The 11,620-nt window shown below is 63.4% G+C and carries 11 protein-coding genes; 4 read left to right on the forward strand and 7 right to left on the reverse strand.

Features of this window, described 5'->3' with window-relative positions:
* Nucleotides 1-57: 57 nt before the first annotated feature.
* Nucleotides 58-1,650 (reverse strand): isocitrate lyase, encoded by a 1,593-nt coding sequence (locus FHS81_RS13645; RefSeq protein WP_183753858.1) that lies wholly within the window; start codon nucleotides 1,648-1,650, stop codon nucleotides 58-60.
* Nucleotides 1,651-1,778: 128 nt separating this feature from the next.
* Here FHS81_RS13645 and FHS81_RS13650 point away from each other — a divergent pair, with 128 nt between their 5' ends.
* Nucleotides 1,779-3,182: a helix-turn-helix domain-containing protein gene (locus tag FHS81_RS13650; RefSeq protein WP_183753860.1), complete on the forward strand. Its 1,404-nt coding sequence runs from the start codon at nucleotides 1,779-1,781 to the stop codon at nucleotides 3,180-3,182.
* A gap of 20 nt (nucleotides 3,183-3,202) precedes the next feature.
* Here FHS81_RS13650 and FHS81_RS13655 read toward each other — a convergent pair whose 3' ends face one another.
* The 3 genes from FHS81_RS13655 to FHS81_RS13665 all read right to left on the reverse strand — a co-directional run bounded on the left by FHS81_RS13655 (nucleotide 3,203) and on the right by FHS81_RS13665 (nucleotide 5,425).
* Nucleotides 3,203-3,907, reverse strand: a complete 705-nt coding sequence (locus FHS81_RS13655) for a ceramidase domain-containing protein (protein WP_183753862.1) — start codon at nucleotides 3,905-3,907, stop codon at nucleotides 3,203-3,205.
* A gap of 16 nt (nucleotides 3,908-3,923) precedes the next feature.
* Complete coding sequence (locus tag FHS81_RS13660; RefSeq protein WP_183753864.1) at nucleotides 3,924-4,913, reverse strand: LLM class flavin-dependent oxidoreductase; 990 nt, start codon at nucleotides 4,911-4,913, stop codon at nucleotides 3,924-3,926.
* A 107-nt stretch (nucleotides 4,914-5,020) separates the two neighbouring features.
* Nucleotides 5,021-5,425, reverse strand: a complete 405-nt coding sequence (locus tag FHS81_RS13665) for a DUF2177 family protein (protein ID WP_183753866.1) — start codon at nucleotides 5,423-5,425, stop codon at nucleotides 5,021-5,023.
* 152 nt (nucleotides 5,426-5,577) lie between these two features.
* Between FHS81_RS13665 and FHS81_RS13670 the strand changes: the two genes are divergently transcribed.
* Nucleotides 5,578-7,038, forward strand: a complete 1,461-nt coding sequence (locus FHS81_RS13670; RefSeq protein WP_343052490.1) for a cryptochrome/photolyase family protein — start codon at nucleotides 5,578-5,580, stop codon at nucleotides 7,036-7,038.
* On the forward strand, nucleotides 7,035-7,874 hold the full coding sequence (locus FHS81_RS13675) for a DUF1365 domain-containing protein (protein WP_183753870.1): 840 nt from the start codon (nucleotides 7,035-7,037) through the stop codon (nucleotides 7,872-7,874). Before FHS81_RS13670 ends, FHS81_RS13675 begins: the two co-directional genes overlap by 4 nt.
* A gap of 6 nt (nucleotides 7,875-7,880) precedes the next feature.
* Here FHS81_RS13675 and FHS81_RS13680 read toward each other — a convergent pair whose 3' ends face one another.
* The 3 genes from FHS81_RS13680 to FHS81_RS13690 are packed head-to-tail and all read right to left on the reverse strand — an operon-like array spanning nucleotide 7,881 to nucleotide 9,992.
* Complete coding sequence (locus FHS81_RS13680; RefSeq protein WP_183753872.1) at nucleotides 7,881-8,684, reverse strand: DUF1295 domain-containing protein; 804 nt, start codon at nucleotides 8,682-8,684, stop codon at nucleotides 7,881-7,883.
* A gap of 1 nt (nucleotide 8,685) precedes the next feature.
* Nucleotides 8,686-9,357 carry a ChrR family anti-sigma-E factor gene (locus tag FHS81_RS13685; RefSeq protein WP_183753874.1) on the reverse strand — a complete coding sequence of 224 codons (672 nt, stop codon included), beginning with the start codon at nucleotides 9,355-9,357 and terminating at the stop codon, nucleotides 8,686-8,688.
* Entirely contained in the window at nucleotides 9,354-9,992 is a 639-nt protein-coding gene (locus FHS81_RS13690) for a sigma-70 family RNA polymerase sigma factor (RefSeq protein ID WP_183753876.1), read from the reverse strand. The genes FHS81_RS13685 and FHS81_RS13690 overlap by 4 nt, the downstream gene beginning before the upstream one ends.
* Before the next feature lie 182 nt (nucleotides 9,993-10,174).
* Between FHS81_RS13690 and FHS81_RS13695 the strand changes: the two genes are divergently transcribed.
* The gene (locus FHS81_RS13695; protein ID WP_183753878.1) at nucleotides 10,175-11,530 is read left to right on the forward strand and encodes an NAD(P)/FAD-dependent oxidoreductase; all 1,356 of its coding nucleotides are present in this window, start codon (nucleotides 10,175-10,177) and stop codon (nucleotides 11,528-11,530) included.
* Nucleotides 11,531-11,620: the final 90 nt, after the last annotated feature.

Raw genomic sequence — 11,620 nt, forward strand, 5'->3', positions numbered from 1 at the left:
GAGTGGGCGTTGGCCGCCCACCCTTATATTATTAATAGCAAGTGATGTCTGTTTGTTTCAGGCCGAGAACTGGTTCATCGTGTTGTGTTTTCCGCCGGCCTTGAGAGCAGCTTCGCCGGAGAAGTATTCCTTGTGGTCGTCGCCGAGGTCGGAGCCAGCCATGTTCTGGTGCTTCACTGCGGCGATGCCCTGACGGATCTCCTTGCGCTGGACGTTGGCGACGTAGCCAAGCATGCCCTGTTCGCCGAAGTATTCCTTCGCGAGATTGTCGGTGGACAGAGCCGCCGTGTGGTAGGTCGGCAGGGTGATGAGATGGTGGAAGATGCCGGCGCGCTTTGAAGCGTCGCGCTGGAACGTCCTGATCTTCTCATCGGCTTCCGCCGCCAGTTCGCTGTCGTCGTAATCGGCGCTCATAAGCTTGGCCCGGTCGTAAGCGGACACGTCTTTGCCGGCTTCCTTCCAGGTGTCGAACACCTGCTGGCGGAAGTTGAGCGTCCAGTTGAACGACGGCGAGTTGTTGTACACCAGCTTGGCGTCCGGAATGACCTCGCGGATGCGGTCCACCATGCTGGCGATCTGCTCGACGTGCGGCTTTTCGGTCTCGATCCAGAGCAGGTCCGCGCCGTTGCGAAGGGCGTTGATGCAGTCCAGCACGCAACGATCCGCACCCGTGCCTTCACGGAACTGGAAGAGGTTGGAGCGCAGCCGCTTGGGGCGGAGCACCTTGTTTCCACGCGTGATCAGCACTTCGCCGTTGATGTGCTGGCCATCCGTCACTTCTTCCGCATCGAGGAAGGCGTTGTACTGGTCGCCGATGTCCCCTTCCGCAGCGCTGAAAGCGATCTGCTTGGTGAGACCCGCGCCGAGCGAGTCGGTGCGCGCCACGATGATGCCGTCATCCACCCCAAGTTCGAGGAAGGCGTGCCGCAGGGCGCGGATCTTCGCCACGAACTCTTCGTGCGGAACCGTGACCTTGCCGTCCTGATGGCCGCACTGCTTCTCGTCGGACACCTGGTTTTCGATCTGCAAGGCGCACGCGCCGGCTTCGATCATCTTCTTGGCGAGAAGGTAGGTCGCCTCCGGGTTGCCGAAACCGGCATCGATATCGGCGATGATCGGCACGACGTGCGTCTGATAGTTGTCCACCTGTGCGATCAGTTCACGCTCGCGGTTGTGGTCGCCGGCGTCGCGTGCCGCGTCGATCTCGCGGAACAGCATGCCGAGTTCACGGGCGTCTGCCTGACGCAGGAAGGTGTACAGCTCCTCGATCAGGGCCGGCACGCTGGTCTTCTCGTGCATGGACTGATCGGGAAGCGGGCCGAACTCGGACCGCAGGGCCGCGATCATCCAGCCCGACAGATAGAGGTAGCGGCGCTCGGTGGTGCCGAAGTGCTTCTTGATGGCGATCAGCTTCTGCTGACCGATGAAGCCGTGCCAGCAACCCAGGGACTGGGTGTACTTGGCCGGGTCGTTATCGTAAGCGGCAATATCCTTGCGCATGATTTCCGCCGTGTAGCGGGCGATGTCGAGGCCCGTACGGAAGCGGTTCTGGAGGCGGGTCCGTGCGACGGCCTCGGGCGTCACGCCGGTCCAGTTCGGGTGGGTTTCGATCAGCTTTGCAGCTTCCTGGATTGCGGTTTGGTATGACATTTTTCCCTGCCAGCGATGTTTGGTTGCGCTATGGGAATAGAGATACAGCGGCCCGAAGCCCTTGCTAAGAGGCTTCCGTGTCATATTGTCAAACTTTACAAAAATCCATTGTAATGTTGTAATGACTTATGGAGAAGCACGGCGTCTATCTGGGGCCACGGCTCCGCCGGCTGCGTCGGGATCTGGGTCTGACCCAGGCCAACATGGCGGCGGATCTCGATATATCCCCGTCCTACATCGCGCTGATGGAGCGCAACCAGCGGCCGGTCACGGCCGAAACGCTGCTGCGTCTGGCCAAAGCCTACAAGGTCGATTTTTCCGATTTCAGCGACGAATCAGGCCCGGATCTCATCGCCCGCGTTCAAGGGGTGATGCGCGATCCGATCTTTACCGACATCGATCTGCCGTCGATGGAGGTCGCGGATCTCGTGCACAGCTTCCCCGGCGTGGCGGAGGCCATATTGCGCCTGCACACGGCTTACAAGGAGGAGCAGTTCGCGCTTGCCGACCGCAGGCAGGATGCATCCGGGGACGGAATCGGCGCGTCGGCCGATCCGGTGGCGGCGGTGCGCGGTTATCTTTCGGCGCGGCGCAACTGTTTTCCGGTTCTGGATGCGGCGGCGGAAAAACTGTCGGCCAAAATCGCCGAGGCCGGCGGACTGGCGAACTTCTTCAACGACAAGCATGGGCTACGCGTCCGGCGGATGCCGTCCGAGGTGATGACGGGGTCTTTGCGTCGTCTGGACTGGCACCGCAAGGAAGTGTTGATCGACGATACGCTCGATCTGGCCAGCCAGAACTTTCAGCTTGCTCACCAGCTGGCCTATCTGGAATTCGATCAGGACATCCGCGCCGCAACGCAGGAAGGGCATTTCAAGACGGAGAACGCCCAGCGTCTGGCGCATCGCGCTCTCGCCGCCTATTGCGCGGCGGCGATCATCATGCCCTACGCCGCTTTTGCCAAGGCGGTGGAAAGCCGTCGCTACGACATCGAAGCGTTATCGCGCCAATTCGGCACCAGCTTCGAGCAAACGGCCCACCGTCTCACCACGCTGCAGAAGCCGGGGCATGAGCGCGTGCCTTTTTTCTTCATCCGCGTGGATGTCGCAGGCAATGTCTCGAAGCGGTTGAACAGCAGCGCGTTTCCGTTTGCCCGCCACGGCGGCGGATGCCCGTTGTGGAGCGTGCACCAGATTTTCTCCATGCCGCGCAAGATCGTCACCCAATGGCTGGAATTGCCCGACGGGCAACGATTCTTCTCTGTGGCCCGCACCGTGAGTTCCGGCGGAGGGGCCTATGGCGTGCCAACAATCGAGCGCGCCATCGCACTGGTCTGTGAGGCGCAGCATGCCGAGCGGCTGATATACACGCGCAACCAGCCGCAACACCCGACGCCGACACCGATCGGCATCACTTGCCGGCTGTGTCACCGGGCGTCCTGCACGGCGCGGTCGGAGCCGCCCATCGGCCGCCAGATTCTGCCGGATGATTATCGCCGCACGGGCGCGCCGTTCGGGTTTTCGGATACGTAACGGCCGCCTGCGTGTGGTCTCTACCGGGTGCTATGGGGGCTTGCTCCGGTGCGGACTAGTGCGCTTTTGTTATGGGTGTCGCCGTGGCGAATCGCGAGCACCAGCAGCAGGCCGAGCATGGTCGCGTTCAGGATATGCCACAGAAAATGCGTGCCCAGCGGCAGGCTTCCGCAGACGACGGGATCGACGGAGCGGAAAAACAGCGACAACGCGAACACAAGCCCCGCCGCGACGACCAGCCCCGTGCCCGCCCGGCCTGCCCATGCGAAGGCGGCGGCGAACACGGCCAGCGCCAGCACGGCGGGCAGGTATTGCGTTGCGTTGTTGGTGTAAGCCGCAACTTCGGGCGGTAGAAGCCGCATCACCAGCACGCTGGCGGCAATGCCGATGAGGAGGGCGAGAATGGTCCCCGGCCATCCCAACGCGAAAATCCGCCGCAGCGTGTAGACCACGTAGATCGCGACGAACGTCCAGATCGGAATAACATCGGCCAGCGCCGACCAGCGATTGGCGAAGGTGTGAAACAGAAACGAGCCGATCCCGATGGCCACCACCCACAGGCACAGAACGCGCGTCCACGTATCCGCGCCTCTCTGCCGTGCCCAAAGAAAGGCGGCAAGTCCGGCCAGCACGAAGGCGGCATTCGTGATGGCATTCACCGGCTCCGACCAGAAGCTGGGGTCTGTCCGTTCACAATAAATGTCGATGGGCTGGGTCCAGGACATATGCTCTTTCAGGTTCTCAGGCGGCGATGCCCCATGCGCCCGCGATGAGTTCGAGCGAGCGCAGGCGGGCGGCGTGGTCGAAGACGTCCGATACGATAATCAATTCATCCGCCCCTGTCTCTGTGACGAGAGCCTCTATTCCGTCCCGGATCGTTGCCGGGGAGCCAACGATGGAGCGGGCCAGCATGCGCCGTGCATGGTCCTTCTGCGCGCCGGACCAGTAGGTCTCGATATCGTCGATGGGCGGCTTGCTGAGTTCGCGTTGGCCGGTGACGAGATCGGCGAACGACATCTGCTGCGTCGTCGCGAGCCTGCGGGCTTCGGCATCGGTTTCAGCGGCGATGATGTTCACGCCCACCATGGCGTAGGGCTTTTCCAGTTGCTCAGACGGCTTGAACCGGCTGCGGTAGATCGCCAACGCCTGCAACAGATGTTCCGGCGCGAAGTGCGAGGCGAAGGCGTAGGGCAGGCCGAGTTCGCCAGCCAGCGCCGCCCCGAAGGCGCTTGAACCGAGAATCCATAGCGGCACTTCCGTACCTGCCGCCGGCACCGCGACGATGCGCTGGTCCGGGCCTGCGGGTGCAAACCAAGCCTGAAGTTCCAGTACATCCTGCGGAAACTGGTCGGATGCTTCCGGTGCGCGCCGCAGAGCGCGAAGGGTCAATTGGTCGGTGCCTGGCGCGCGACCAAGACCAAGATCGATGCGCCCCGGATAGAGCCGCGCCAGCGTGCCGAATTGTTCCGCGATGACATAAGGAGCATGGTTCGGCAGCATGATACCGCCCGCGCCGACGCGGATACGGCTCGTGCCTTCCGCAATATGGCCGATGACCAGCGATGTCGCCGCGCTGGCGATGCCGGCCATGTTATGATGTTCGGCGATCCAGATGCGATTGTAGCCCCACCGCTCGGCATGCCGGGCGACGTCGCGGGCATTGTTCAACGCGGTTCGCGCATCGCTTTGCTGCGTGACGCGGACGAGATCGAGAATGGACAGCGGGATCATGGGGCGCAACCTCACAGGAATATCTTTGTCCGATGTGAGGCTCTCTCTGTCCATCCGCAACCGGGTGGCAGCGAAAGGCGGGTGCCATATCGCACCGCCCGTGCCCATCAGTTGCCCAGCTTGCTGACGGCGAGGTATCCGGCTGATGCCGATATGCCGGTCAGGAAGGTGCCCCAGGCGATGTCCACCACCGATACCGCCACCGGCCAGTCGCGCAGGGTGGCGTGGTTGGTGAGGTCATAGGTGGCATAAGCGACCAGCCCCAGCGCCAGGCCGTTGATAGCCGCCTTCATTAACCCGCCGGATGCAAGTGCCGGCAAAACGGCGAAAAAGACGATGCCGCCAACATAAATCAGGTAAAAAACCACAGCGGGGGCGAGATTGAAGCCATCCATCAGCTTGTCGCCAAGCAGCGGGCGATAAAACCTGTCGGCCATACTGGAAAGCCATACGGAATCGACTGCCAGAAAGGCGATCCCCGCGGCGATATAAGCGATGAAAGCGTTTTTCATGCCTGTCGTTCTCCCGTTATCGTCTTCTCCTTCTACGGCTGCCGAAATACGGTGGATCACTGGCCGCGCGGGTAAACCGATAAGCCTGCCGGCCCGTAAAAGAGATGCAGCACCCCGCTGCCCTGTTGAAGCAGCCGCCACGGAAGCAGATAGTGAAGCCGACAACACTCGATAGCGAGCACCCCGTGCTGGTGCTGTTTCGTAACGACCGCCGCCTCGCCGACAATGCCGCGCTGGATGCCGCCGCGCGCAGCGGCAAGCCGGTGATCGCCGCTTTCGTGCTGGAGGAAGCGGCCTCCGGAGATTGGCAGCCGGGCGGTGCGTGGCGATGGTGGCTCCATTATTCGCTGGCCGCGCTCGAAAAGGCTTTGGCGGATCTTGGCGTGCGGCTCGTGTTGCGGCGCGGGGCGATGAGGGAGGTCGTTGATGCGCTGGTCCGCGAGAGCGGCGCGGACACTGTTTTCTGGAACCGCCGTTATGATCCTGCCGGCATCGCGGTGGACACACGGATGAAGGCCGATCTGCGGGATCGCGGCATGGTCGTGCAGAGTTTCTCAGGTCATCTGCTGCATGAGCCTTCACGCCTCGCGACATCGACGGGCGGCTATTACAAGGTCTATTCCCCATTCTGGAAGGCGCTCATGGCCGGCCCTGAACCGGGCGATGCCTTCGATGCCCCGCAGGTGCTGACGCCTTTTCAGGGATCGCTCGATTCCATGCCGCTTGCCGCTTTCGGCCTGCTGCCACAGAAGCCGGACTGGGCAGGCGGCCTGCGCGAAACATGGACCCCCGGAGAAGCCGGCGCGCATGAGCGGCTGGCGGACTTCCTGTCCGACGCGTTGAATGGCTATGCCGAGGGCAGGGACTATCCGGCGAAGGACGCGACATCGCTGCTGTCGCCGTATCTGGCACACGGTGAAATCACGCCTGCCCGCATTTTCGCCGCGCTCAGATCGTCCGGCGACGACGCCATCGGCGCCGATGCGATGAAATTTCGCAAGGAGGTCGGCTGGCGCGAGTTCTGCTATCACCTGTTGTTCCACAACCCTGATCTCGACAAAAAGAACTTTCAGCCGTCCTTCGATGCCTTTCCGTGGCATGAGGACGACGCGTCGTTGCGGGCGTGGCAGCGCGGCATGACGGGTTATCCCCTCGTGGATGCCGGCATGCGGGAGCTCTGGCAAACGGGCTACATGCAAAACCGTGTGCGCATGATCGCGGCGTCGTTCCTCACCAAGCACCTGCTCATCGACTGGCGCACGGGCGAGCGCTGGTTCCGGGATACGCTGGTGGACGCCGATCCCGCCAGCAACCCCGGCAACTGGCAATGGGTGGCCGGGTGCGGTGCGGATGCCGCGCCGTTCTTCCGCATTTTCAACCCTGTTCTTCAGGGGCAGAAATTCGATCCGGATGGAACATATGTCCGCGCCTGGGTGCCGGAGTTGGCGGGGCTGTCCACGCGCTACATTCACGAACCGTGGTCCGCTCCCGCTGCCGTGCTGGCGCAAGCGGGCGTCAAGCTGGGCGAAACCTATCCCCGCCCCGTGGTCGATCATCGGCTGGCGCGGGACAGGGCCTTGTCCGCCCATGCCGAGACGCGGAGCGAATCATGACGCCTGATCGCCTCGACCCGATGGCCGCCAATGGCCCACCGCCAGATGCCGCCGGAGTGCTCTATCCGGGCGAGGTCATGCACCAGCGGCTCAAGCCTTTCGGCCATCGCTTCACCTATAACGTTTTCTCGCTGCTGGTGGATATCGATCGGCTGCCGGAAATGGCGCAGGCCACTCGGCTGCTGTCAGTGGACGCGCCGGGGTTCGCATCCTTCCATCAGGCGGATCACGTCGCAAAACCCGGGCAGACACTGCGCCAGCATGTCGATGCGCTCTTGAGCGAGGCGGGGCTGGAACGGCCGGCGCGGCGGGTGCTGCTGCTGGCGTATCCGCGCATCCTTGGATACGTCTTCAATCCGCTGTCCGTCTATTTCGCTTACGATGAAAGCGACAGGCTGGTCGCGCTCATCTATGCCGTGCGCAACACGTTTGGCCAGCGCCACACTTATGTCGCGCCGCTGCGCGAGGGGGAGGCCGGCCCTGCGGGCATCAGCCAGACGCGCACGAAGATCTTCCACGTCTCGCCCTTCATTCCGATGGGGGCGCGCTATCGTTTCCGCATCCTGCCGCCCGGCCGCCGGGTGCGCCTTTATATCCACGAAACGGAGGCCGGGGAGGGACTGTTGACCGCCACGTTCGACGGCACGGCAAAACCGCTCACAGGGCGCAATCTGGCCGGGCTGCTGGCGCGCTTCCCGTTGATGACGTTCAAGATCATCGCCGCTATTCACTGGCAGGCGCTCAGGCTGTGGCTGAAAGGCGCGCGCTTCCACCCGGAACCACCGTTGCCGCCCCCGGCAAGCTTTCGCGATGAAGGCGAGGCCGACCCGCGCTGACGCGGCTCACTGGTCGCGTTGCGGCCCCGGCCAAAACGCGTTGACGCGGCGTTGATAGGCGCGATACGCGTCGCCGCGCTCGCGCAACATATGCGCCTCCAGTGGCGGAATTCCAGAGGCATAAACAAGTATCCAGTACATGAAAGCCGGACCCGCCAGCGCTGCCCACCCCCACGGGTAACCGCCTTCCGCGCCGATGGCGATCACGGCATAGCCTGTCCATCCAAGCCACTGAAAGAAATAGTTGGGATGCCGGGACAGGCCCCACAGGCCGGTGTCGCAGACGCTTCCCTTATTGTCGGGGTTGTCGCGAAAACGCTTGAGCTGCCCATCCGCGAGCGCTTCTCCGGCCACCGCGCCAAGCAGGATGAGTGCGCCGAGCGCATCCGTCCACGTCAGTCCGGCTGCGGGATTGCGCGCGGCAAGAAAAATCGTCACCGCCAGCAGCAATGCTGCCGCCGCCTGTATCTGCAAAAACTTGAACAGTTCGCTGCGCCAGCTATCGCCCCACTCCCGGCGCAGGGCGGCATAACGCGGATCGTCGCCGCCGCGTGCGGTGCGCACGGCGATATGCACCCCAAGCCGCAACGACCAAGCCGCCGCGAGCCCCGCCACCAGCCATTGCCGCGCGGGATCGGCAGGCCATGCGACGGGCGCGAGTGCTAGCATCACCCCGGCGCCGCCGGTCGCAAAAGACCATGTCGCATCGATCCAGCCGGATTTCGCACCCCGCGTCACCGCCAGCCAGGCAAGCGTCATGATGAGCGAGAGTGCGAGCGCTGCAAGCGCAATGGCAAGGATCGCGGGCATGTCAGATCCCCAATAGCGGCTGCATGATACGCTCGACGATCCCGCTCAGGCGCATCCGGCCTTCCAGCGCCACGAGGCAGATGCATTCCTCGCCGGTGTCGACCACGGGCTGATGCTCCACGTCGGCATCCACTTCCGCGATGTCGCCCGGCCCGAAGCGGCCGATGGCGTCGGAAAACGATCCAGAAACCACATAGGTAAACTCCAGTCCGGAATGGCCGTGCTCGGGCAGTTTACGTCCGGGACCGACCTTCAGCAGCATGACGCTGGCATCGGGATCGTGCGGCACACGGATGCGGCTCATGCGGATGCCAGGACCCATCCAGCGCCAGCGGCCGATATCGCAGCCCGCCAGCGCTTCCGGCAGCGGCGTGCCGTCACTGGCAACGGGCAGTGCTATGGGCTGCGGGCGTTCCTCGCGGCGCGCAGGTCCGGCATCGTCCGCCAATGCATCGATGCGCGCCAGCACGGCCGTCAGCGCCGTGGGGCTTGGCGGGGTGGCGGGCAAGTCGTCCAGCAGCGCGCCGCCCAGCGCCTCGAAGGCTCTGACGCGTTCGCGGCAAACGGAGCAGGCGGCCAGATGGGCGGACACCACGATTGCCGGACCTGCCGCGAGCGTGCCTGTGGCGTAGCGCAACAGGGTTTCGTCGGTTGGATGATGGGCAATGGTCATTGGTCGTCTTCCAGCAGGCTGCGCAGGCGGTTCATGGCGAGCCGGACACGCGATTTCACGGTGCCGAGCGGAATCCCGAGTTCCTCAGCAATCTGGGACTGGGACTTTTCGCTGTAGAACGATAGCCGGATGATGGTGGATTGTTCGGGCGACAGGCCGGAGAGCGCACTGCGCACGCGCAGCTCGCGCTCCGCCGTCAGAACGGCTTCTTCCAGCGTCGGTGGCTCCTCCGCCGGCTCTTGTACCAGCAGGGCGGGGTCGCGCTGGCGGCGCAGATGATCGATGCGCAGATTGCGCGCGATCGTGAACACCCATGTCGAGACGCCGGCGCGGGCACTGTCAAAGAACGATGCCTTGCGCCACAACGCCAGCATCGTCTCCTGCGCAAGATCCTCCGCCACACCGGCAGCAAGCCCGCCGCGCATGAAGAAAGTTTTCAGGCGCGGCCCGAAATAGCCGAAGAGCGCCGCAAAGGCCTGCCGGTCGCGCTCATGCGCGACGCGTTGCACCAGCCGCACCAGCTCATCCGCACCGGCAGCGGCGCGGCCTTCGTTCGCCGCGTTCACCAGTCGCACCCGGCAGGCAAGAGATTGCGCCGGGGCCGCTGATGCGAATTGTTCCAAAGCATCGTTCATGCGCCTTTCTACGTCGCGATGCGCGAACCGGATCACGGCGCGAAACACGCGTCATGAAAAATTCAGCGGCGAAATATCGACCGGGCCATTGTGCCGGGTGATCCATCCTGCCGCGATGCCCGTAGAAACTAACCGAACACCTTGGCTGAATCCACCTCCACATCAGGCACGAACGGACTGCAATGAAACACTTTCCCGATCCCCATCGTCGCCTGAACATCGCCGTCGTCGGCAGCGGCATCGCCGGATTGTCGGCTGCGTGGCTGCTGTCGCAACGCCATGCGGTGACGGTGTTCGAAGCCGACGACCGCATCGGCGGCCACAGCCACACCGTCGATCGGGGCGGCGTGGCGGTGGATACGGGCTTCATCGTGTATAATGAGGTGACGTATCCGAATCTCACCGCACTTTTCCGCCATCTCGACGTGCCAACTGTGGCCACGGACATGACCTTCGCCGTCTCCGTCGATGGCGGGCGGCTCGAATACGCCGGCTCGGATCTGGCGGGCCTGTTCGCGCAGCCGCGCAACATCGTCAGCCCGCGTTTCTGGTCCATGCTGCGCGATCTGGTGCGGTTCTATCGCGAGGCACCCGACGCCATTCGCGCACTGGGGCCGAAAGCCAGCCTGAGGCATTATCTCGACAAGGCCAATTACAGCCCGGCCTTCCGTGAGGATCATCTCTATCCCATGGCGGCGGCGATCTGGTCGACGCCGTCTCTCGACATTGGCGACTATCCTGCAGAAAGCTTCATCCGTTTCTGCGAAAATCATGGCCTGCTGAAATTCGTCGGGCGTCCCATCTGGCGCACCATCAGAGGCGGCAGCCGCAGTTACGTTAACCGGCTAACGGCGTCCTTTAAGGGCGATATCCGCATCGCGTCGCCGGTGTCGTCCATCCGGCGTGGGGCGGCCGGTGTGGAGGTGGCTGTCACCGGGCAGCCTGCGGAACGCTTCGACCATGTCGTCATTGCCGCCCACGCCGATCAGGCGCTGCGTATGCTCGCCGACCCTTCGGCTGATGAATGCGCCCATCTGGGCCCGTTTACCTACAGCCGCAACGAGGCGGTGCTGCATAGCGACCCGGCCCTGATGCCGTGCCGCCGTAAGGCATGGGCGGCCTGGAATTATCTTGCGGCGACCGCTCCGGCAGCGGGTCAGCCCATGCGGCCCGGCGTCACCTACTGGATGAACAAGTTGCAGGACATCGATGCAGCCACGCCTCGCTTCGTAAGCCTGAACCCGCCCATAGCGCCAGCAGCCGGAACCGTTCTATGGCAAGGTACTTATGAACACCCGCGTTTCAATATGGCCACCGGCGAAGCCCAGCCAAAGCTGTGGTCTTTGCAGGGCACGCGCAACACGTGGTTCTGCGGCGCGTATTTCGGCGCAGGGTTTCATGAGGACGCCTTGCAATCCGGCCTCGCCGTTGCCGAGGAGCTTGGCGGCGTCAGGCGGCCGTGGACTGTCGCCGGAGAGTCGGATCGCATCGTCATGACGCGACGTGCCGCCCCTGCCGGGATGCTGGCCGCCGTTTGACCGATCATGATATTAGAGCATTTCGGCATTTCGTTGAAACGCAGAAATGCTCTATCTCATTGGTTTTGCGCGTTTTCTTCACGCAAAGCG

This window comes from Pseudochelatococcus contaminans, from assembly GCF_014195635.1.
In the GTDB taxonomy this organism is placed as follows: Bacteria; Pseudomonadota; Alphaproteobacteria; order Rhizobiales; family Beijerinckiaceae; genus Pseudochelatococcus; species Pseudochelatococcus contaminans.